Source organism: Aquabacterium sp., from assembly GCF_030652515.1.
Taxonomy (GTDB): Bacteria; Pseudomonadota; Gammaproteobacteria; order Burkholderiales; family Burkholderiaceae_C; genus Aquabacterium.
The window spans coordinates 26509-47766 of the sequence record NZ_JAUSAR010000062.1; the positions used below are offsets into that span (position 1 = coordinate 26509).

A 21258-nucleotide genomic window follows, 5' to 3' on the forward strand; every position below is an offset into this window, starting at 1 on the left:
TTTTTCTAGAGGGAGGGAACGTCAGTTGCAATGGTACGGGCATTGGACGGCGCTCGGGCGACAGATAATCCCGTTCCTGTCCCGACCAGAGCGCCCATTCCCTTGCTGCCCCCCATCACCTTCCCCGAATCGCTGCCCGTCAGCGGCAAACGCGCCGACATCGAAGCCGCGCTGCGCGAGCACCAGGTCATCATCGTGTGTGGCGAAACGGGCTCGGGCAAGACCACGCAACTGCCCAAGATCGCGCTCAGCATGGGCCGGGGTGGTTGGGGGCAGCCGCGCGTGCCGGGTCAGCGTGCCCAGCAGATCGGCCACACGCAGCCTCGCCGCATCGCTGCGTCCAGCGTGGCCAAGCGCATCGCCGAAGAGCTGAACACGCCGCTGGGCGAAGTGGTGGGCTACAAGGTGCGGTTTCAAGACCGCTTGCAGCCGGGTGCGTCCGTCAAGCTGATGACCGACGGCATTTTGTTGGCCGAAACGCAGTCTGATCCGCTGCTGCGCGCCTACGACACCATCATCATCGACGAGGCCCACGAGCGCAGCCTGAACATCGACTTCCTGCTGGGCTACCTGCGCCAGTTGCTGCCGCGCCGGCCCGATCTGAAGATCATCGTCACCTCGGCCACCATCGATGCCGACCGCTTTGCGCAGCATTTCGCCTCCAGCAAAGGCCCCGCCCCGGTCATCATGGTCTCGGGCCGTCTCTTCCCGGTCGAGCAACGCTGGCGCCCCTTTGAAGACAGCCGCGACTACGGCTTGAACGAGGCCATCACCGACGCGGTGGACGAACTCTGGCGCGAAGGCAGCGGCGACATCCTCGTCTTCCTGCCCGGCGAGCGTGAGATCCGCGAAGCCGCCGACCAACTGCGCAAGCACATGGCCAACCAGCGCATGGTGGCCAACATCCTGCCATTGTTTGCGCGCCTGAGCCAGCAAGAGCAGGACGAAGTCTTCCGCACTGGCGGCGCGCGTCGTGTCGTGCTGGCCACCAACGTGGCCGAAACCTCGCTGACCGTGCCCGGCATCCGCTACGTGATCGATGCCGGCCTGGCGCGCGTCAAGCGCTACAGCTTTCGCAACAAGGTCGAGCAGTTGCAGGTCGAGCCGATCAGCCAGTCGTCGGCCAACCAGCGGGCAGGGCGCTGCGGCCGCGTGGCCAACGGCATCTGCATCCGCCTCTACGACGAGAAAGACTTCAACGGCCGCCCCAAGTTCACCGACCCCGAGATCCTGCGAAGCTCGCTGGCCGGCGTGATCCTGCGGATGAAGTCGCTGCACCTGGGCCTGGTCGATGATTTCCCCTTCATCGAGCCGCCCTTGCGCAAAGCCATTGCCGACGGCTACCAGTTGCTCAACGAACTGGGCGCGGTGGACGAGGCCAACGAGATCACACCCCTGGGGCAGACCCTGGCGCGTCTGCCGCTGGACCCACGCGTGGGCCGCATGATCCTGGAAGCCAAGGACCGCCAGGCCCTGGCCGAGATGCTGGTCATCGCCTCATCATTGAGCGTGCAGGATGTGCGCGACCGCCCCATCGAGCACCAGCAGGCGGCCGACGAAAAGCACAAGAAGTTCGACGACGAGAAGTCCGAGTTCATGGGCACGCTCAAGCTGTGGAAGTGGCTGGACGAAGGGCGGGGAGGCCACGGCCACCACGCCCCCGGCGCCCCTGAGCAACACAAGCTCAGCCACCGCAAATACGAGCAACTGCTGCGCGAACACTTCATCAACCCGCGCCGCGTGCGCGAGTGGAAAGACGTCTACACGCAACTGCACACCGTGGTGGCCGAGCACAACTGGCGCCTCAACGGCAGCCCCGCCACGTACGAGCAGGTGCATTGCTCGCTGCTGGCCGGCCTGCTGGGCAACCTGGGTTGCAAGAGCGAAGACGAAGAGTGGTACCTGGGCGCACGCGGCATCAAGTTCTGGAAGCACCCTGGCGCCAACCTGTCCAAAAAACCCGGGCGCTGGATCCTCGCTGCCGAACTGGTCGAGACCACCAAGCTGTATGGCCGGGGCATCGCCAACATTGAACTGCCCTGGGTCACGCAACTGGGCGCCCACCTGCTGAAAAAGCAGATGCTGGAGCCCCATTGGGAAAAGAAAGCCGCCGAGGTCGTCGCGCTGGAACGCGCCACCTTGTATGGCCTGGTCATCTACAGCAACAAGCGCATCAACTACGGCCTGGTTGATCCTGTGATGGCTCGCGAGATCTTCATCCGTGAGGCGCTGGTCAATGGCGAGTGGGAAACGCGCCTGCCGTTCCAGGCCCACAACCACAAGCTGATCGCGCAGGTCGAAGCGCTGGAACACAAGTCGCGCCGACAAGATGTGTTGGTCGATGACGAGCTGATCGCCGCTTTCTACGAAGCGCAGATTCCGCCAGAAGTGGTCTCCGGTGCCACCTTCGAGCGCTGGTACCGCCACGCCAGCCGTGAGCAACCCAAGCTGCTGCACCTCACGCGTGAAGAGCTGATGCGCCACGAGGCCGCCGGCATCACCAGCAGCGCCTTTCCCAAGACGGTGCGCCTGGGGGGCATCGATTGCGCTACCGCCTATTTGCACGAACCCGGCGATGCCCGCGACGGCGTGACCGTGACCGTGCCCATCTTTGCGCTCAACCAGGTCGGTGAAGACCGTGGCGAATGGCTGGTGCCCGGCATGTTGAAAGACAAGGTGCTGGCCTTGCTGAAAAGCCTGCATCAAAAGCCGCGTGCCCGCCTGGTGCCCTTGCCCGATTTCGCCGAAGCCTTCGTGCAGTCAGCCACCTTCGCACAGGGCGGCATGCTGGACGCCTTGCTCAAGGCCGTGCGCGACAAGACGCAGCTCGATATCAAACGTGCCGACTTCAAGCTCGAACTGCTGTCACCCCACCTGTTCATGAACTACCTGGTGGTGGACGAGCATGGCCGCCAGTTGGGCATAGGCCGCAACCTGGCCGCGCTCAAGGCCGATCTGGGCCACGAAGCGCGTGGCGCGTTTCAGGCTTTGGCCGCGCTCAAGGCGCAGTCAGTGGTGTCGGGTGTGGACGCGACCCAGGCAGATGATCGGGGTGCGGCGGCCGGGGCATCGGCATCACCAGCGCGTGTCGGCAAAGCCCCTGGTTCAACGGCGGTGGCTGGCAACGTCCCCAAAGCCAAGCCGCCGCAACCCTTGACCGACTGGTCCTTCGGCGAGTTGCCAGAGCTGATGGAGATTCAGCGTGGAGGCCACACCTTGATCGGTTTCCCGGCTTTGATTGACAAGGGCGCGCACGTTGAGATCGAAGTGTTTGACGAGCCCGAAGTCGCGGCCCTCAAGCACCGCGCGGGCCTGCGCCGCCTGGTTGCCCTGCAGATCAAGGAGCCCCTCAAGTACCTGGAGAAGAACATCCCGGATCTGCAGAAGATGGCCATGGCCTACATGAGCCTGGGCACGTCTGACGAATTGCGCGAGCAGATCATTGACCTGGCGCTGGACCGCGCCTTCTTGCTCGACCCCTTGCCCACCAACGCCGCCAGTTTCAAGGCTCGGGTTGAAGAAGGCCGAACGCGACTGAACCTGATCGCCCAGGAAGTGGCGCGCCTGGCGGGCACCGTGCTGGTGGACTACGCTGCGGCCGTGCGCAAGCTCAAGGACGCCAAGCCACCCAAAGAGGTGCATGACGACATCGCCGCACAGCTTCAGCGCCTCATGCCCAAGCGTTTTGTGGTCCTGACGCCGTATTCGCAATTGCAACATATGTCGCGTTACCTCAAGGCCATCACATTGCGGCTGGACAAGTTGCGCGGTGACCCCGCGCGCGATGCCCAGCGCCTGGCCGAACTGCGACCGCTGGAGCAGCGCTACACGCGCCGTTTGGCCGATCTCAAGGGCGTGGTGGACGCGCGGACCGATGAATTCCGCTGGCTTCTTGAAGAATTGCGAGTCAGTCTTTTTGCGCAAGAGCTGCGAACACCGCAGCCCGTGAGCATCAAGCGGCTTGAGAAAACCTGGTCACAAATCACGAATTGAGGCCCGCAGGGGGAGCTGAGTCTGTAACGGTCTTTTCAACGATCGTTACGAATGGTCACCTTCAAATGCGCGTTAGAGTTTGGGCGCCTCAGAATTCGTATGTCGGGTGATTTGCCCATCAATGGTTTGGAGTTCGTCGTGGATAGAAGTGTGCAAGTGCGTCGTTGGGTTTTGGCCGCGTCCGGCCTGGTGTTTGGTCTGGCTGGTGGTGCTGTTCAGGCACAAACCGTTTCTGTCACCGGTCTATGGTCGACTGATGGCAGGGTGATGTTGAATGGCGTGGATTCTGTGGATCTGATGACCAAGTACCAGGCTCAGGTGGTGAGCACCTTGCCTGCGCCATTGAAGGCGCAAGCGCTCACAACCTTGAATCTAGCCAAGACGCGCACCACCACCACCGTCTGTATCACGTCTTTGAATGCGGCCTCCGTCGGTACACCGGCTGCCATTTTCACCACCTTTTCGAAGATGAATCCCCGTTGCACGCTGGCGATGGGAACAGGCACGGCCCTGACCCAGAACTACACGGGTCGTTGCGATGATCCGGCCAGTTTCACGGGCAATGTGCGCGGCACCATCACCCTGCGAGACAACCGCAAGTCATGGGTCTCCGAGACGGTCGGTTTTGGCTTGGTGCCCAGCACCGCGCTGGCGGCTTTGAAGTTGCCCGCGAACACGATGGTGCGCATGCAGTCGTTCACGGCCAGCTATTTGTCGTCGCCAACCTGCCCTGTTGCGACCGTTGCATCGGTGGCACCCTGATTTCAGGCTATAATCTGATTCTTGTCGGGGCGTAGCGCAGCCTGGTAGCGCATCTGCTTTGGGAGCAGAGGGTCGTGAGTTCGAATCCCACCGCCCCGACCAAAGTTTGAACAAGCCAGCAGATTTGATGATCTGCTGGCTTTTTTCATGGGCCTGACATCATCGCTGTGATGCGATTTGAGCAAGGCAGCCGAAGCGGTGTGAAATATTCACGCCTCGATCTGTCGCCATGCAAAATGCGCGATCGCTGTTCAGTAAGTTTTGTAACCTTGGCAAAGTGCCTTGGGCTGAGAGGCCCGCGCGCCAGGCCGTAAAATCGGTCTTCGGCTGTCCGTAGCTCAACTGGATAGAGCAATTGCCTTCTAAGCAATAGGTCGGGGGTTCGAGTCCCTCCGGACAGGCCAGTATTTTGTTGGTGGGGCGTTGGGTGGTGAAAACATGGTCATTCATGTGAGGCGAACCCATGCAGAATGGACGCAGTACCTTGTGACCTTTCAAAATTCTCATCCGGCGTTTCGCTGACCAGCATGTTTGCATCCATCAAGCGCATGATTGCACCCGGCTCCTCCAAGGGCGACGAGGGGCAGGTGTTGTCCGCCTGGGCCAAGGCCGAGGGCCATGCCTACAAAACCGTGCGCGACAAGGACGGAGGCGGCCATGTGGTCCAGGCCGAGGACGAAGGTTGGCGAGTGGAGTGGGGCTCCTCACAACGCTCCTACATCAAAGGCAAGGAACTGCGGTTCCGCAGCGAAACCAAGTTGCCCCCCGATGTGCAGATCCTGGTGATCAGCCGAGTTTTGGCGCATGCGCTGGAGACCGAGGTCTTCAGCAGTTTCACCAACGCGATGCAAACCCAGGTCGATAACACCTTGCCCGATGAAATGCGCTGGCTGCCCATGCATCCGCGCGTGGCATTGAGTGAGCCCGTGGTTTTTTCCAAACGTTTTGTGGTGCTGTCCAATGCGGAGACGGTGGCTCGCCGTTGGCTGGACGACAGCCTGCTGGCGGTGCTCGAAGATGCTGCCACCACTTGGTGGACAGATGCCTTGACGATGGTGGTCACCGTCAACCGTGGCCGCCTGACCATCCGCATGCCAGGTCAGCCCCTGGAAGAAGCTCAGTTGCACGCCGTGGGGCGTTTGTGCTCACAGGCAACCCGCAGCCTGAGGGCCGCTGCGCTCAGTTCATCGAACGGTTGAGAAACTTCTCAATGGCTTGAACAGCTTCAGGCCGAAGCAGGTTGACCATGAAATGTTGTTTTTCGGCGTCCAGTTGCTGGCGCAGTGTCTGGGCAGGCGCCTCGTTAACCAACTCCTTGATGCTGTTCAGCACCTCTGCAGGGGCTTGAGCCAGTTGCTCTGCCCAGGCCAGGGCTTGCTGCAGCACGGTGCCGGCCGGTGCGACCTGATGCACCACGCCCCAGTGCGCCATTTGTTGAGCCGAGATGGGGGTGCTTTGCCACAGCAGTTGCAGGGCAGGGCCTCGCCCCAACGCGCGGGCAAGGTGCCAAGTGGCGCCGCCGTCAGGTGAAAGGCCCACCTGGCTGTAGGCCGACACAAACCGCGCATTCTCGGCCGCCACCACCAGATCACACGCCAGTACCAATGACAGGCCGCCACCCGCGGCCACGCCTTCCACCGCGGCAATCACGGGCTTGGGAAAACTGCGCAGCGCTTCGATCCATTGGTGGAAGGCATCGATGTGCTCGGCCACCTTGGGCAGATCGTGTTGGCGGTTGTGGGTTAAACGCCGCAGATCGCCGCCGCCGCAAAAATGATTGCCAGCACCGGTCAGAATCACTGCGCGCACATCATCATTGGATTCGGCCACAGTGAGTGTCTCGATCCCGGCCGCGTAAACCTGCGGCGACAAGGCGTTTCGCGTGGCGGGACCCACCATGGTCATGATTTGAGTGGCCCCGATGCGTTCGGTTTGCAGTTCAGTGGTCATTCAGTTTTTGGTAATCGGTAACGAATAGCGGGGAAGTTCAGGTGCTTCCCACGGCATGGAAGCGTTGGGCTTCATGCTAGAGTGAAATCTTGGGCCTCGCATGCACCGATATGAATAAATTCAACAGAATATCGGCCGCGGTTCTAGCCGGTATGGCGCTTTATGGAGCGTCTGGGGCATCCCACGGTTTGGGCTTCGGCCGGCCCACCAGTCGCGCCATTTTGGGCGAAACGCTCAATGTGACCGTTCCCATTCACGTGGAAACGGCCAATGACATCGCCAACGAGTGCGTCGCGGCTGATGTCTATTTTGGTGACGACAAGTTGGCCGGCACAGAGGTCACGGCCGTGCTGTTGCCCGGTGCGGGCAGCGAGCGCGTGATCAGGGTGACGACACGCAAGTTCGTCAATGAGCCTGTGGTCACGCTGTACCTGGCCGCTGGCTGCCAGGCCAAGGTCAGCCGGAAGTTCGTGGCATTTGCCGATCCGCCCAGCGCCGTCTTGCCCTCTGCCAGTTTGAATGAAACGGAAGCGCCTCCAGTGGCCTATGCCGCCAAAGCGGGCAAGGTGACAGTGGGTGGCCTGACCGTTGAAACCGGTGGCTCCACCATCGCGGCGGCACCATCGGATGACGGCGCCGCCGAGCCCAGGGTGGTGCAACGAGTCAAGAAGTCTGATGCCTCACGGGCCAAAAAATCGGCAGTGGCTGCGAAATCTGGCGCGGCCGGGGCGGATGCCCTGCAGGGCGCACCGAGCATGGCATTGTCGCCACGTGCCCAGGCCCAGGCGGCCACTGTGGTTGATGACGCCACCTTGAGCCGCCGCCAAACCGGTGGTGCCGGTCAATCGGCCGCAAAAACATCTGCCCAGCGCTCATCGGGTGAACGGCTGATGCTGGACCCGGTGGACGCTGATGCCGTGATTCAGCCCAATCTGACGATGACGGCCGCCTTGCAAGGCAAGTTCGAGGGGGATGATCCTTCCCCCGAGGTGCGGGAGCGGCGTGCTGCCGCAGCCGCCTTGTGGCTGGCCATGAACTCAACGCCCGAGCAACTGGCTCGAGATCAGCAGCGCGTGCAAGAGCTTGAAAAGCGCCTGGCCAGCTTGAAGCAGGAATCTGCTCAATCTCAACAGCAGCTTGTCCAGTTGAAAGCCCGCGTCCAGGAGGCCGAATCTGCTCGCAGCAACTCCACCCTGGTGTATGCGTTGGGCGGTCTGGCTGCCCTGTTCGCTGCAGCGGTGGCCGTGTTGTTGATGAAAGACCGGCGCAAAGGTGCTGGTTCCGACTGGTGGAAATCGGATGCTGGGCAGGGCGCTGAGCCCACGGGTGACGACGGGGCCAACGCCTCGCCCCTGGAGCGAACTCTGGCGCAATTCAAGCCTGGGCCTGCCGGTGTGGACGATGGCAGCCGCGACACCACCCCTGCCGTGGCGGCACCCGTGGTGGCCGTGCCAACGCCAGTGGCCCCTGTGGTTGCGCGCGAGCCCGCGCCCACGTTCAACATTCCGCCAGTGGTCAAGGCACCGGCATCGCCTGCTGCAGCGACCGCGCGCGTTCCACGGCCTGTGCTGCAAGAGTCTCCACGCGAGGTGTCGGTCGAAGAGTTGATCGACCTGGAGCAGCAGGCCGAGTTCTTCATCGTGCTGGGGCAGGATGATGCAGCCCTGGACCTGCTGGAAAGCCATGTGCAGAGCACCACGGGTGCCAGCCCGCTGCCTTTCCTGAAGCTTCTGGAGATCTACCAGCGCCTGGGCAAGCGGCAGGATTACGAGCGGGTTCAGGGCGAGTTCAACCAGCGTTTCAACGGCTATGCACCGGCCTGGGAGTCGGATCTTTTGCAGGGGCACAGTCTGTCGGAATACCCGGGTATCGTCGAGCGCTTGCAGGCCCTGTGGGCGGTGCCCTCCAAGGCGATGGACGTGCTGGAGCGCTCGCTCACCCGGCCTGATGCCGAGGTTGAAACCTTCGATTTGCCGGCTTACCGCGAGTTGCTGTTCTTGTATGCCGTGGCCCGGGATCTCTCGGAGCGTGAGCCCGAGACCCGCGAGACGGTGGACCTGAGCTTGCCGTTCGTCGATCCGACCATGGTGACGGTGTCCTCCGAACCTGAGACCATTGAGCCCTTGATGGCCACCCGCCCGGTCAAGGCGCAACCGCAGGCCCAGCCGGTGATCAGCCTGGACTTGTCATTGGACGATCTGGAGCCCCTGGAGGCGCCAGTGGCCACCCCGCCAGCCAGCAATGAGATCGAGTTCGAACACGTGGACTTGAACCCCAAGGCACCGGACAAGACCTGAGCGGCGCTTGAACTGCTGCGGGCGTCAGAGCCCGTGGTCGCTGCCGATGGGGGTGCCTGATCCGGGCTGCATGGCTTGCAGGATCAACTGTCGGCTCAGGCGGTCTGAAATCAGCTCGGCGAACGCCAGCACGAACTGGCGCAGGTAGGCCCCCCGTTTGAACGCCAGCCTCGCCATGTTGGGGCCGAACAGGTGCCCAACGGGGCGCCAAACCAGGTCTCCTGGCGCCGTCATGGTGGGGTCATCCTTCACCGCCATCTCAGCCACCAGGCCAATGCCCAGACCCAGGCGCGTGTAGGTCTTGATGACGTCGGCATCGATGGCTTCCAGCACCACGTTGGGGCTCAAGCCACGTTGTGCAAAGGCCAGGTCAATGCGTTTGCGGCCGGTGAAGGAGGGGTGGTACGAGATCAAAGGCTCGGCGGCCAATTGTTCCAAGGTCAAGCGTGGCACCTGGGCCAGGGGGTGGGCCGCAGGCATGACGACGACGTGCTGCCACTCATAGCAGGGCAGGGTCACCAGTTCTGGGAAATCGCTGAGCGATTCGGTGGCCAGGCCGATGTCGGCGGTTTCGTCCAGCACCATCTGGGCCACTTGTTCCGGCGTGCCTTGGTGCAGGCTGATGGCGACCTTGGGGTACTTTTTGCGCAGGGCGGCCACGGGCTCGGGCAGCACATAGCGGGCTTGCGTGTGCGTGGTGGCGATCGACAGGGTGCCCGTGTCTTGCAGGGCGTATTCGTCGCCAATGCGTTTGAGGTTGCCCACCTCGCGCAAGATCAGGTCGATGGACTTGAGCACATGCTGTCCAGGTTCGGTGATCCGCTTCAGGCGCTTGCCGTGGCGCACGAAGATGTCGACGCCCAACTCTTCTTCCAGCTCCAGGATCGCTTTGGAGATGCCTGGCTGCGAGGTGTGAAGGGCCTTGGCCGTCTCGGTCAGATTGAGGTTGCGGCGGGCTGCTTCGTGAACAAACCGGAACTGGTGCAGGTTCATGGTGGTGTGCTCAGTGCTTGCTCAGTGATCAGGTTGCGCCAGGGACCAGGCACTGTCGGCCAGGGCCTGGATCAGCAAATCGGTTTCGCCCACGGCGCGGCTGAGTCGCCATTGCACCTGGGGGTACTGCTCGGCCAGCTCGGCCATCAGCAGTGGCAGGTCTTTGCGCACGTGGCCACCGGCGCCCAGGAACAAGGGCACCACGGTGACTTGTTGGCAGCCCGCTTCGGCCAGGGCGGCGCCCGCTTCGCGCAGGTTGGGGGACATGAACTCCAGGAACGCCAGGCGGACCTGGGTGTCTGCGCCGATGGCCAGGCGCTCGCGCAGGCGATCGGCCGCGGCCTCAAAGGGGCGGGCCCAGTTGGGATCGCGGGCGCCGTGGGCGAATAAAAGAATGCCACGTGAGGTCATGGTGTTGCTGTCCAGGAGGTTCTCAACGGTTGCGGACCAGCCAGACAAAGGCGCTCATCGACAAGCCCAGGTACACCAGGCTGGGCAAGGCCGCCGCGATCCAGGGCGTCCATTGGTGCAGGAGGCCCAGGTGGCTGGAGATGTGGTTGACGAGCACAAAGCTGATGCCCAGCATGACGCCGCCGAAGATCTTCAGGCTCATGCCCCCACTGCGCGCGTGGAGGTAGGCGAAGGGCAGTGCCAGGGCCAGCATCACCATGCACACCAGCGGGGCGCAGGCGCGCTTCCAGAACTGGATTTCATAGCGCTGTGCAGCCTGGGCATTGCTGGCCAGGTGCTGGGTGTAACGCCACAGGGACAAGGTGGACATGGTGTCGGGCGGCAGCACCGAGGCGGCCACGACCATGGGCGTCAAGCTGCTTTGCCAGTCCATGGTGGGCAGTCGGCGCTCTTCGATGCCGACGACGTCCAGGTTGGTGGCCTCGCCAGGCATGGCGAATTGGCCCGGCCAGCGGGTGTCGGTCACGCCTTGCAAATGCCACATCGAACCTGCCTTGCCATTGCCGATGGGTTCGACCCGGGCTTGCTGGGCCGACACGCGTCGCACCAATCGACCCAGGTGGTCAAACTCGAACACGCGCACATGGCGGAACTGGGCCTGGCCCTCGGCGGCGCCCACGTTGACAGTCACGGTGTGGACCTGGCCATCGGGTTGCGGCGCGCGTTCACGCAGCCAGGCGCCGCTTTGGCCCAACTGGATGCCTTGGCCCTCGCGGAACTGGGCCTGGTGCAGCGTGGCCTGGCGCTCCGCCAAAGGCATGAGCCAGTCGCCCACGCCGACCATCAGCACGGCACTGGCCAGCCCGATGCCCCCCAGCAACCACAAGGCCCGAGCCGGGCCCAGTCCGCCGGTGCGCAGGATGGTGAACTCGGAGGTTTGCGCCAGCCTGGCCAGGGCCAAGGTGGTACCGATCAGCAAGGCGATGGGAAATACATCGTAGAAGTGGCTGGGCAGCTCCAGGACGCAGTCCCAGATGGCGTCCATCAAGGTGTAGCCATGGCGGCCCACATCGCGCAGGGCATCGACGAAATCGGTGAAGAAGCTCAGGGCCAGAAAGGCCGCGGCCACGAAGATCACGGCCGCGATGATCTGGCTGTACAGCAGGCGCCGGACGGTTTTCATGAGCGCCCCTTGATCAGGGTCACCAGGCCGCCATCGCGCCACCAGATGCGCGCCAGGGCCAGCAGGGTCAGCAGGCCATGCACGCCCAGCAGGCTGGTCCAGGTGCCCAGTTGCTGGTTGGTCACCCAGGTTTGCGTCATCGACAGCAGGTTGAAATAGATCACGAACACCAGCAATGCAAACACCAGGCTCCAGTTGCTGGAGCGCCGTGCGTTGCCTGACGCCAGGCCCAGGCCCACCAGCATCATGTTCAGGGCCGCCCAGACCATGCCGATGCGCCAGACCAGCTCGCCTTTCATGTCGGGGGCGGCAGAGGCCAGCAGGTCCAGCGTGGAGGCACTGCGCACGATCGGGCGGCCGTCTTCGCTTTGTTCGGCTTCGCCCACCATGATGCGAGCCGAATCAAACCGGGACAGCACTTTTTCACCGGTCTTCAAATCGGTTTGGGTCCGCTCGCCGCGCATGAGGTTGAGGTAGCGCTGCCCCTTGACGGTCTCCAACTGGCCTTCCTGTGCGGTGATCACGGCCTCCTGGCCGTTTTGCGTCAGCACCATGAAGACGTTTTTGCCAACGCGCTCGCCATCACTGTGGCTGTCAATGAAAAACACCCGGCTGCCGTTCGAGGAGCTTTGGAATTGCCCTGGCTGCACGCGGGCGATGTCGGACCGCTTCTCGTAGCGTTCCTTCAGCACCTGGATCTGGGCGTGCGCCCAGGGCCGCGCCACCAGCACCAGCAGGGCCACGCTGAGCAGCACGGGCCAGCCCATTTGCCCCAGGGGGCGCAAAAAGCTGAACTGGCGGGCACCGCTGACTTGCCAGACCACCATTTCGCTTTCGCGCCAGAAACGGCTGAGCACGGCCACCACCGACACGAACAAGGCCAGGCTCACCAGCATGGGCGCCTGGCTGATGAGGGTGTAGCCCAGCATCAGGCTGACATCGCTGGCCGCGAACGCGCCTTTGGTGGCCTGGCTGAGCATGCGGATCAGCACCATGGTCAGGACCACGGTCAACAGCACCACCAGCGTGCCGACAAAGCTTCGCCAGAGTTCTCGGCGCACAGAGGAATCGAATAACATTGCTCAGCTCAAATCAATCCGTCCATTATGGACGCGCACCGCATGGACTATCGCTACACCGTGGCCCAAGGGCCCGCCTTGTCCCAAATCAACGCCGACGCCTTGCTGGTCATCCTGACCGGTGACCACGCTACCACGGGCGACCCGGCCCTGGATGCCGTGGCCGAGCAAGCCCTCAAAGGCAACGATTGGGCGCTCAAGGGCGGCAAGGTGCTGTACGTGCACCGGCCCGCTGGCGTGAAGGCGCCGCGCCTGGTGCTGGTGGCGGCGGCTGATGCCTCTGGCAAGGCCTTCAAGGCCGCGGTGGGCAAGGGCGTGGCCGAGGTCAAGGATCGCGGCGTGGCTCACCTGGCCGTCGCGGCGGGCGCAGGCTGGCCCCTGGAAGCCGGACACGCGCAAAGCCTGGTGCTGGCAGTGGCCGATGCCACTTATGTTTACCGCCACACCAAGCCCAGCGCCCCCAAAGCGTCTGGCCTGAGCAAGGTGACCTTGCTGGGCTCCACCGCACAGTCGGCAGCCTTGAAGACAGGCCTGACCCAAGGCCAGGCCGTGGCCGAGGGCGTGACCCTGGCGCGTGAGTGCGGCAACCGCCCCGGCAATTACTGCACACCCACCTACCTGGCCTCCGAGGCCAAGCGCCTGGGCAAGGAGTTCAAGCACCTCAAGGTCGAGGTGCTTGACCGCCCGGCCTTGCAAAAGCTGGGCATGGGCTCCTTCCTGTCGGTGGCCAATGGCTCCGACGAGCCGCCCAAGTTCATCATCCTGCGCTACGAAGGCGCGGCCAAGTCGCAAGCGCCCGTGGTGCTGGTGGGCAAGGGCATCACCTTTGACTCGGGCGGCATTTCGATCAAACCCGGCGCGGGCATGGACGAGATGAAGTTCGACATGGGTGGCGCTGCCAGCGTGCTGGGCACCTTCCGCGCCGTGGCCGAACTCAAGCCCAAGGTCAACCTGATTGGCCTGATCCCCACCTGCGAGAACATGCCCAGCGGCACCGCCACCCGGCCGGGTGACGTGGTCGCCAGCATGTCCGGCCAGACCATCGAGGTGCTCAACACCGATGCCGAAGGCCGCCTGATCTTGTGCGATGCCTTGACCTACGCCGAGCGCTTCAAGCCTGCGGTGGTGGTCGACATCGCCACCTTGACCGGCGCCTGCGTGGTGGCCCTGGGCCACATCCACAGTGGCTTGTTCAGCGCCGACGAAGCCCTGGCGCAAGCGCTGCTGTCAGCGGGCCAGCAGGCCCAGGACACCGCCTGGCGCTTGCCACTGGACGAGGAGTATGGCGATTCGCTCAAGAGCAATTTCGCCGACCTGGGCAATGTGGGCGGCCGCGAAGGCGGTGCCATCACGGCTGCCGTGTTCCTGAGCAAGTTCACCAAAGCTTACCGCTGGGCCCACCTGGACATCGCCGGTTCGGCCTGGAAGTCGGGCGGCGCCAAGGGTGGCACGGGCCGCCCCGTCGGTTTGCTGACGCAGTTCGTGTTGTCGCAAGCGGATGAGGGCGCCCTCAAGCCGCGAGCGCCTGTGGCCGCCAAAAAGACCACCAAAGCGGCGGGCAAAGCCGCTTGATGACCCTGATGGCTGATTGATGAACACCGTTGAGTTTCACCATGGCATGAGCGACAAGCTGTCTTACGCTTGTCGGCTGCTGCGCAAGGCTTATAAAAGCGGTGCAAGCGTGTTGGTCACGGGCGATGCCAACACGCTCAAGGCGCTCGACCGCCATCTCTGGGTGTTCGACGAACAAGAGTTTTTGCCGCATGTGCTGGCCATGCCCGGACAAGACATGCCTGCGCGTTTGCACGACACGCCGGTGTGGCTGGCACCGCACGGTGTGGACACGCAGGCGCCTGGCCAGCGCAGCATCCTGGTCAACCTCGGTCCGGAGATGCCCGATCAACCCGAGCGTTTCGAGCGACTGTTCGAAATCGTGTCGCTGGAGCCGCACGACCGCCAACTGGGCCGCCAGCGCTGGAAGCAATACGAGGCTTTGGGCCTGCAAATCCAGCCGCACGAGGTGAAGGAATGAACTTCCCCACGCGGCCCCATCCTGCCAACGTGCCCACGCTCACCGAGGTGATCGAGCTCAATGCCGAGGGCGGCCAGCTCTTGCCGGTGCCCGTGGTGGTTGAATCGCCTTTGCTGGCGCCTGACATTGACTTTGAGCCGATGCCCATGGCGGAGGCCTACTCATCACCTGCCGTGGTGTCATTGGCCTCGATCCCGCATGTCGTGCCTGCCACGGTGGCAGAGGTCATCGAGCCCGAGGTTTCTGAAGCGCAGTTGTCTCAACGCATCCTGACCGATGTGCAGCGCCAGATCGACTCGATGCTGGAGTTCCGGCTGCGCGAATCCATGCAGCCCCTGCTGGCCCAGTTCACCGAAACCCTGATGCAGGATCTGCGCGATGAGCTGTCCCGAACCATGCGCGATGTGGTGACGCGCGCTGTGGCCCAGGAAGTGGCCAAGCTGCGCAACAACAATCGCTGATTTTGATCTGTAACGCCATTCAATGACCGAGGTGAATATGACCCAACGCTTTGCTTTGTTCCCGGTGGCCGCGGCCGCTGCCGCGATGTTGTCCTCGCTGTGCATGGTCACTGCCGCGCAAGCCCAGACCATTGTTCGCATCGGCCACGTGGCCCCCGTATCGGGGGCGCAGGCCCACTACGGCCGCGACAATGAAAACGGTGCCCGCATGGCCATCGATGAGCTCAACGCCCAGGGCGTCGAGATCGGTGGCAAGAAGGTGAAGTTCGAGCTGGTGGCCGAGGACGATGCGGCCGACCCCAAGCAAGGCACGGCCGCTGCCCAGAAGCTGTGCGACGCCAAGGTCAATGGCGTGGTCGGGCACCTGAATTCAGGCACCACCATCCCGGCGGCCAAGATCTATAGCCAGTGCGGCCTGCCCATGGTCACACCATCGGCCACCAACCCCGATTTGACCACCCTGGGTTACAAGAACGTGTACCGCCTGCTGGCCAATGACAAAGCGCTGGGCGCGGGCCTGGCCCAATACGCGGCCAAGACGCTCAAGCTCAAGAAGGTGGCCATCATTGATGACCGCACCGCTTATGGCCAAGGCGTGGCCGGCGTGTTCCGCCAGACCGCCAAGGAGCTGGGCCTGGAGGTGGTGAGCGAGCAGTACACCAACGACAAGGCGGTGGATTTCATGTCCATCCTGACCTCGATCAAGAGCAAGAAGCCCGATGGCATCTTCTTTGGCGGCATGGACCCGCAAGCCGGCCCCATGCTGCGCCAGATGCAGCAACTGGGTTTGACCAAGGCCCACCTGTTTGGCGGCGATGGCATCTGCACGGACAAGTTGATCGAGCTGTCCAGCGGCGCCAAGACCCTGGGCAATGTGGTGTGCGCCGTGGGCGCTGCATCGCTGGACAAGCTGCCCGGCGGCAAGGCCTGGCGCGCCAAGTACGACGCCAAGTTCCCAAAGCAATTCCAGGTTTACTCGCCTTACACGTATGACGCCACGATGCTGCTGGTGGATGCCATGAAGCGCGCTGGCTCGGCCGACCCCAAGGTGTATGCCCCCAAGCTGGCGGCCACCGACTACACCGGCATCACGGCGCGCGTGCAGTTCGAGGCCAATGGCGAGCGCAAAACACCGTCCATGACGCTGTTCGCCTACAAAGATGGCAAGAAGGTGGAGTTGAACTGAATTGAATCGAGCGAAAGCCTTGCTACAATAGCGGGCTTCGGAGAGGTGGATGAGTGGTTTAAGTCGCACGCCTGGAAAGCGTGTGTAGGTTTATCCCTACCGCGGGTTCGAATCCCGCCCTCTCCGCCAGAATGACGTTTCACAGCGTCTCAGTAAGTCTCAGAACCCGCATGGAACCCAGTGTTCATGCGGGTTTTGCGCTTCTGGACGTCTCACGGGGTTTCTTGACAGCCCCGTTCTGTGGGGGTACGTTTAGGGGTACGGATTCCGGGAGGTTCCATGCCCAAAAAGCTCATCGACGCCCTGACGGATGTGGCGGTGCGCGGCGCCAAGCCTGCGCTGAAAGACGGCGTGCCGGTTGATCGGAAGTTGCATGATGGCCGGGGCCTGTACCTGCTGGTGCGCGCCAACGGCGTGAAGCACTGGCGCTTGAAGTACTACATCGGGGGCCGTGAGCGCCTGCTGGCCTTGGGCGAATACCCAGATGTTTCCCTGGCGCGGGCTCGGCAGAAAGCCGGAGATGCCCGGAATCTGGTGCGCGAAGGGGTTGACCCGGTGCAGCATGGCCGGGAGCAGAAGGCGACCCGGGTGAATGCCACCCAGCAGACCTTCGCTGTGATCGTGGATGAATGGCTAGGCAAGAAGTCCAAGAAGTGGACCGAGGGGCATCTGGAGCAAAACCGTCAGAGTTTCCGGGATTACGTGTTGCCCAAGATCGGGACGCGAGCTGTCGCCAGCCTGACCGCGCAGGACATCATGCGGGTGCTGGAGCCACTGGAGGCGGCGGGCAAGCTGGAGACGCTGCGCAGGGTGCGTCAGCGTGTCGGCGCTGTCCTGACCTACTCGGTGCAGACGGGTCGACGTACCGACAACCCGATCCGCGATACGCAGGGCGCTTTCCAGGCCCCCACACGCGAACATTTCGCCAGCATCGGCCCGAAGGGTCTGCCGGAGTTTTTGAAGGCCCTGGAAGCTTATGCAGGCCATCCCAACACCCTTGGCATCATCCGCATGATTCTGTGGACGGGCAGCCGGACCGGCGAGGTCCGTGGTGCGACACCTGACGAGTTCGATCTGGATGCGGGCGTATGGCGCATCCCAGCGGAACGCATGAAGAAACGCCGGGTGCATGTGGTGCCACTGCCCCGGCAGGCCATTCCCGTATTGCGAGAACTGACGAAGCTGAACGCCGAGTCCCGCTACATGTTCCCTTCTCCGATGAACCAGTCCATGGCCAGCGAAAACATCGTCTTGCAGGCCCTCAAGAGGATGGGATACGGTGGGAAGCTGACGGGCCACGGCTTGCGGGCTGCCGTTTCGACGGGGCTGGAAGAGATGGGCTACCCCATCGAAATCATCAAGACCCAGCTTTCGCATGCCAAGGACAACTTGACCGATGCGGCCTACCTGCGCGGCGTACATATGGAGCGCCGGGCCGAGATGATGCAGGCCTGGGCTGACAAGCTGGATGTGATGCTCAAAGGAGCCAAGGTGTTGCCGCTCAAAGGCGCCAGCGCGGCAGCGTAGTGGCTTGGTCATGGCTCAGCGGCCTAGGTAAACCGCCGTTATTTGCTCTCTCTCGTGCCCCAGCTCACGCGAGATGGTGAGTCTGGCTTGACGGTCGATGGACTTCTCTTCCGGACTTAGTTGTTTGGAGGTCGGCCCGCCAGCGGCTGGCGCTTTCCAGCCAGTCAACTCCGCATAGCGGGTCTGCGCATAGGCATGGCGGAAGCCGTGAACACGGTCGATCGCCGCGAAGGCCGTCTGTGCCTTGAAGCGGTTCAGTTGATCCTTGTAGGACATCTCGGCCGGGATCAAGCTGCCTTTGCCCGCAAGCGCCTTGGCTTGGTTCAACAAGTCCCGCTGCGTCTCATTGCGGATCGGGATGTCGCGTTCCTTGCCGCCTTTGGTCCATGTTGACTTGAGCGTCAACACATCGCCCTTGTCGGCCCAGCCTGGCTGGACCTTGATGCTTTCCTCACGCCGCAGGCCGAAGGCCTCTTGAAGCCGTAAGGACATGGCGGTGTACGGGTCGGATACCCGGTCCAGCTTGCCTTGATCCAATTCCTTTGCCTTGGACTCGTTCGTCACATAGCGCCGGTCGGCGATGCCATATGCCGCGTTGTCACGGGCGACGATGTTTTCCTTGCCAATCTTCTCGGCCACCCAGCGCAGTGCGGACATGCGGTTCTTCATCGTGCCGCTGCTGACGCCTTCGGCCTGCCAGCGGCTCACGAGGTGCTCGACGTGCTTGGTGCGCAGGCCTTGCGCCCGCAGATTTCTGTAACCGTCTTCATGAAGCTGGTTGGCCACCATCGTCAGCAGCCGTTCGCGGTCGTGCTGCGTGGCGAAGGAGCCATCGCGGTTGCGCTGGCACATGAGCTTGAAATCGCGGTTGAGGGTGCGCATGGCCGAGGCCTTTCAAAGACTGTTCATCGATCCGTTTGCCTTGCCTTGTGTCAGTGGAGGCGCGGGCTTGTGCATGGTGTGGAGAGGTCTGGTAAGTGTTTCTGTCCGCCCTTCGCGCCGCAGCGCGACAGGGACCACAAGGGACGCGGGACACCATTCCCGGTTTGTGCAAGGTTGTTGACTGCTCGCCTGCGTTGCACGTCGCTGTGGCGTTGCGCTGGCTTGCCTGTTGGCATAGCCGATGCGCAAAGACCATTGACCCAGGGTCCAAGGGGTGTGCGTCTCACACACGTCCAGGGGCGGCCATCTGACGGGTGGCCTGACGGTGACTTGCGGTCGAGCCGCAAAGGCACGCACAGTCATTCGCGGCGGGTTGACACTCGCGGCGAATGTGCTGTGTGGGGGAACATGGGCTCGGGGCCCATCGGATCGGCGAAGGTGGTCTGGCCATCCTTCGATCCACTTCGATCAATATGCCTTGACGTGGCCTGCTTTGCTGGCATCACTGCGCAGCGTCACGGGTCCATGCCACGGTGGTTGACAAGGCGCTCGGTCGTGCTACTTGCGTCGTCACTGTCAGCAAGCTGCCAGTAACGACGCTGGCGACGAATCTGCTCTATGGCGGTTCAACGGCTGCTCCGCTTTGCTGCATGCGAACACCGCGAGGTGTCTGATGCGGTCAAGCCGGGGCGCGGTGGCTGCGCTTGCCACGGGCAAGTGTGTAGGTACTGCAATGGCATGCCATCGGGGCGGCATGCGACATGGCTGGGCGGCTGATCTGGTCAACGGCGACAAGCCATTTGAACAAGATGCGGCAGGGCCGCATGGGTGACTTCAAAGGCGGGTAACGACCGCAACGCCTTTTCATCCGCGATGGATGGGACAAGGAGCCCCTTGGAGAGCCTTCAGTTGACATCGGACACAAGCCGATGTCAACAGGCATGCCGGAGAGGTGCCAACCAGCTATGCGAAAACACCCAGATATGCGATCCGTTTCGGGTGGCCTGTGCACCCCCTTTGGCGCATCTCATACAATCACCCCATGCTTTTGCCATGCCAAACCGCCTTGCTGACACTGGAGTGCTCTCCAGTGAGCCGGTTGGCGCTCGGGCACTTCCGTGCGGTTGCTCCGCCGTGAGGCTTTTGGACATCACCCCTGTGTGACGCTGCTCCGACGCGAGCAGTTGGTTTGACACCCGTCCCCGGCGCATAGCGCCTGCCATTCATCGACCGCCAGGCGGCCTGCATCAGGCCGATGGCTTGTCTACGCTTTCCCATCACCATGACACTATCTGTTCGCCAGCAATGGCTGGGCAACATCCGGGGCGATGTGCTATCCGGACTTGTCGTTGCCCTGGCCCTCATCCCTGAGGCCATTGCCTTCTCCATCATCGCCGGGGTAGACCCAAAAGTCGGCTTGTACGCTTCATTCAGCATGGCTGTTGTGATCGCCATTGCTGGCGGGCGACCCGCCATGATCTCGGCCGCAACCGGGGCCATGGCGCTGGTCATCGTCTCGCTAGTCAAGGATCACGGCCTGCAATATTTGCTGGCGGCCACCCTGCTCACCGGGGTGATTCAAGTGATTGCCGGGGTATTGAAGCTGGGCGTGCTCATGCGCTTTGTGTCGCGCTCCGTGGTCACGGGCTTCGTCAACGCCTTGGCCATCCTGATCTTCCTGGCGCAGTTGCCCGAGCTGACCAATGTGTCATGGCATGTCTATGCCATGACGGCAGCGGGCCTGGGCATCATCTACGGCCTGCCCTACATCACCAAAGCCGTGCCTTCGCCACTGGTGTGCATCGTGGTTCTCACGGCCGTGTCGATGATCGTGGGTCTGGATGTGCGAACGGTGGGCGACATGGGCCAACTGCCCGACAGCCTGCCCATCTTCCTGTGGCCAGATGTGCCTTTGAACCTTGACACCCTCAGGATCATCGCCCCGTACTCGCTCACACTGGCGGTGGTCGGCTTGCTGGAGTCCATGATGACGGCCTCCATCGTGGACGATCTGACCGACACCACCAGCAACAAGAGCCGCGAATGCGTGGGCCAAGGCGTGGCCAATCTGGCCACGGGGTTCATCGGGGGCATGGCCGGTTGCGCCATGATTGGCCAATCCGTGATCAACGTGAAATCCGGAGGGCGTGGTCGCCTGTCAACCCTGTTGTCCGGTCTGTTCCTGTTGATTCTGGTGGTCTTCCTGGGCCCATGGGTCAAGCAGATCCCCATGGCTGCCCTGGTCGCCGTGATGATCATGGTCAGCATCGGCACTTTCAGTTGGGATTCAGTCCTCAAACTGCATGAGCATCCGCCGAGTTCGTCCATCGTGATGATCGCCACGGTGGCCGTGACCGTGGCCACGCATGACCTGGCCAAGGGCGTGTTTGTAGGCGTGCTGCTCAGTGGCATCTTCTTTGCAAACAAGGTGGGGCGGATGATGCGCGTGGCCTCCAGCCAGCAAGACGATGGACAAACGCGGGTCTACACCGTCACAGGCCA

At 62.7% G+C, this 21258-nt stretch carries 16 protein-coding genes and 3 tRNA genes; 13 read left to right on the plus strand and 6 right to left on the minus strand.

Features of this window, described 5'->3' with window-relative positions:
* Positions 1-30 precede the first annotated feature (30 nt).
* From hrpA to Q7V20_RS07495, 5 genes are all read left to right on the plus strand, one after another.
* The gene (hrpA, locus tag Q7V20_RS07475; RefSeq protein WP_304788755.1) at positions 31-3993 is read left to right on the plus strand and encodes an ATP-dependent RNA helicase HrpA; all 3963 of its coding nucleotides are present in this window, start codon (positions 31-33) and stop codon (positions 3991-3993) included.
* A 288-nt stretch (positions 3994-4281) separates the two neighbouring features.
* On the plus strand, positions 4282-4755 hold the full coding sequence (locus tag Q7V20_RS07480) for a hypothetical protein (RefSeq protein ID WP_304788758.1): 474 nt from the start codon (positions 4282-4284) through the stop codon (positions 4753-4755).
* A gap of 25 nt (positions 4756-4780) precedes the next feature.
* Positions 4781-4857 (plus strand) — tRNA-Pro (locus Q7V20_RS07485).
* Between the two features lie 225 nt (positions 4858-5082).
* Positions 5083-5159, plus strand: a tRNA-Arg gene (locus Q7V20_RS07490).
* Positions 5160-5282: 123 nt separating this feature from the next.
* Positions 5283-5954, plus strand: a complete 672-nt coding sequence (locus Q7V20_RS07495) for a hypothetical protein (protein WP_304788760.1) — start codon at positions 5283-5285, stop codon at positions 5952-5954.
* Here Q7V20_RS07495 and Q7V20_RS07500 read toward each other — a convergent pair.
* Positions 5935-6705, minus strand: a complete 771-nt coding sequence (locus Q7V20_RS07500) for an oxepin-CoA hydrolase, alternative type (protein ID WP_304788762.1) — start codon at positions 6703-6705, stop codon at positions 5935-5937. The genes Q7V20_RS07495 and Q7V20_RS07500 overlap by 20 nt on opposite strands.
* 239 nt (positions 6706-6944) lie before the next feature.
* Here Q7V20_RS07500 and Q7V20_RS07505 point away from each other — a divergent pair, with 239 nt between their 5' ends.
* Complete coding sequence (locus tag Q7V20_RS07505) at positions 6945-9002, plus strand: hypothetical protein (protein WP_304788764.1); 2058 nt, start codon at positions 6945-6947, stop codon at positions 9000-9002.
* A 24-nt stretch (positions 9003-9026) separates the two neighbouring features.
* Here Q7V20_RS07505 and Q7V20_RS07510 read toward each other — a convergent pair whose 3' ends face one another.
* Genes Q7V20_RS07510 through lptF form a run of 4 tightly spaced genes read right to left on the minus strand, consistent with a single transcriptional unit; the run spans position 9027 to position 12668 of the window.
* Complete coding sequence (locus tag Q7V20_RS07510) at positions 9027-9995, minus strand: CysB family HTH-type transcriptional regulator (RefSeq protein ID WP_304788765.1); 969 nt, start codon at positions 9993-9995, stop codon at positions 9027-9029.
* Between the two features lie 21 nt (positions 9996-10016).
* The gene (locus Q7V20_RS07515; protein WP_304788767.1) at positions 10017-10406 is read right to left on the minus strand and encodes a sirohydrochlorin chelatase; all 390 of its coding nucleotides are present in this window, start codon (positions 10404-10406) and stop codon (positions 10017-10019) included.
* Positions 10407-10428: 22 nt separating this feature from the next.
* Positions 10429-11589 carry an LPS export ABC transporter permease LptG gene (lptG, locus tag Q7V20_RS07520; protein WP_304788769.1) on the minus strand — a complete coding sequence of 387 codons (1161 nt, stop codon included), beginning with the start codon at positions 11587-11589 and terminating at the stop codon, positions 10429-10431.
* Positions 11586-12668, minus strand: a complete 1083-nt coding sequence (gene lptF / locus Q7V20_RS07525) for an LPS export ABC transporter permease LptF (protein ID WP_304788770.1) — start codon at positions 12666-12668, stop codon at positions 11586-11588. Before lptF ends, lptG begins: the two co-directional genes overlap by 4 nt.
* A gap of 42 nt (positions 12669-12710) precedes the next feature.
* Between lptF and Q7V20_RS07530 the strand changes: the two genes are divergently transcribed.
* From Q7V20_RS07530 to Q7V20_RS07555, 6 genes are all read left to right on the plus strand, one after another.
* Complete coding sequence (locus Q7V20_RS07530; RefSeq protein ID WP_304788772.1) at positions 12711-14240, plus strand: leucyl aminopeptidase; 1530 nt, start codon at positions 12711-12713, stop codon at positions 14238-14240.
* A 19-nt stretch (positions 14241-14259) separates the two neighbouring features.
* Positions 14260-14700, plus strand: coding sequence for a DNA polymerase III subunit chi (locus Q7V20_RS07535; RefSeq protein ID WP_304788774.1), 441 nt, complete (start codon positions 14260-14262; stop codon positions 14698-14700).
* Positions 14697-15161 (plus strand): hypothetical protein, encoded by a 465-nt coding sequence (locus Q7V20_RS07540; protein WP_304788776.1) that lies wholly within the window; start codon positions 14697-14699, stop codon positions 15159-15161. Before Q7V20_RS07535 ends, Q7V20_RS07540 begins: the two co-directional genes overlap by 4 nt.
* Positions 15162-15246: 85 nt before the next feature.
* Complete coding sequence (locus Q7V20_RS07545; protein ID WP_304788784.1) at positions 15247-16347, plus strand: branched-chain amino acid ABC transporter substrate-binding protein; 1101 nt, start codon at positions 15247-15249, stop codon at positions 16345-16347.
* A gap of 39 nt (positions 16348-16386) precedes the next feature.
* A tRNA-Ser gene (locus tag Q7V20_RS07550) sits at positions 16387-16476 on the plus strand.
* Positions 16477-16626: 150 nt separating this feature from the next.
* The gene (locus tag Q7V20_RS07555) at positions 16627-17874 is read left to right on the plus strand and encodes an integrase arm-type DNA-binding domain-containing protein (protein WP_304788778.1); all 1248 of its coding nucleotides are present in this window, start codon (positions 16627-16629) and stop codon (positions 17872-17874) included.
* Between the two features lie 15 nt (positions 17875-17889).
* Here the strand turns inward: Q7V20_RS07555 and Q7V20_RS07560 are convergent, their stop codons facing one another.
* Complete coding sequence (locus tag Q7V20_RS07560; RefSeq protein ID WP_304788780.1) at positions 17890-18756, minus strand: phage integrase N-terminal domain-containing protein; 867 nt, start codon at positions 18754-18756, stop codon at positions 17890-17892.
* Positions 18757-20038: 1282 nt separating this feature from the next.
* Between Q7V20_RS07560 and Q7V20_RS07565 the strand changes: the two genes are divergently transcribed.
* Positions 20039-21258: SulP family inorganic anion transporter (locus tag Q7V20_RS07565; protein ID WP_304788782.1), on the plus strand; the 1220-nt coding region annotated here is incomplete at its 3' end.

Excerpts from the sequence above, each read along its gene's own strand:
- Q7V20_RS07545 (WP_304788784.1), top strand. The coding sequence starts at position 15,247 with ATGTTGTCCTCGCTGTGCATGGTCACTGCCGCGCAAGCCCAGACCATT.
- Q7V20_RS07540 (WP_304788776.1), top strand. The coding sequence starts at position 14,697 with ATGAACTTCCCCACGCGGCCCCATCCTGCCAACGTGCCCACGCTCACC.
- Q7V20_RS07500 (WP_304788762.1), bottom strand. The coding sequence starts at position 6,705 with ATGACCACTGAACTGCAAACCGAACGCATCGGGGCCACTCAAATCATG.
- Q7V20_RS07535 (WP_304788774.1), top strand. The coding sequence starts at position 14,260 with ATGAACACCGTTGAGTTTCACCATGGCATGAGCGACAAGCTGTCTTAC.
- Q7V20_RS07560 (WP_304788780.1), bottom strand. The coding sequence starts at position 18,756 with ATGCGCACCCTCAACCGCGATTTCAAGCTCATGTGCCAGCGCAACCGC.
- Q7V20_RS07530 (WP_304788772.1), top strand. The coding sequence starts at position 12,711 with ATGGACTATCGCTACACCGTGGCCCAAGGGCCCGCCTTGTCCCAAATC.
- Q7V20_RS07510 (WP_304788765.1), bottom strand. The coding sequence starts at position 9,995 with ATGAACCTGCACCAGTTCCGGTTTGTTCACGAAGCAGCCCGCCGCAAC.
- Q7V20_RS07495 (WP_304788760.1), top strand. The coding sequence starts at position 5,283 with ATGTTTGCATCCATCAAGCGCATGATTGCACCCGGCTCCTCCAAGGGC.
- Q7V20_RS07555 (WP_304788778.1), top strand. The coding sequence starts at position 16,627 with ATGCCCAAAAAGCTCATCGACGCCCTGACGGATGTGGCGGTGCGCGGC.
- hrpA (WP_304788755.1), top strand. The coding sequence starts at position 31 with ATGGTACGGGCATTGGACGGCGCTCGGGCGACAGATAATCCCGTTCCT.
- lptF (WP_304788770.1), bottom strand. The coding sequence starts at position 12,668 with ATGTTATTCGATTCCTCTGTGCGCCGAGAACTCTGGCGAAGCTTTGTC.
- Q7V20_RS07515 (WP_304788767.1), bottom strand. The coding sequence starts at position 10,406 with ATGACCTCACGTGGCATTCTTTTATTCGCCCACGGCGCCCGCGATCCC.
- lptG (WP_304788769.1), bottom strand. The coding sequence starts at position 11,589 with ATGAAAACCGTCCGGCGCCTGCTGTACAGCCAGATCATCGCGGCCGTG.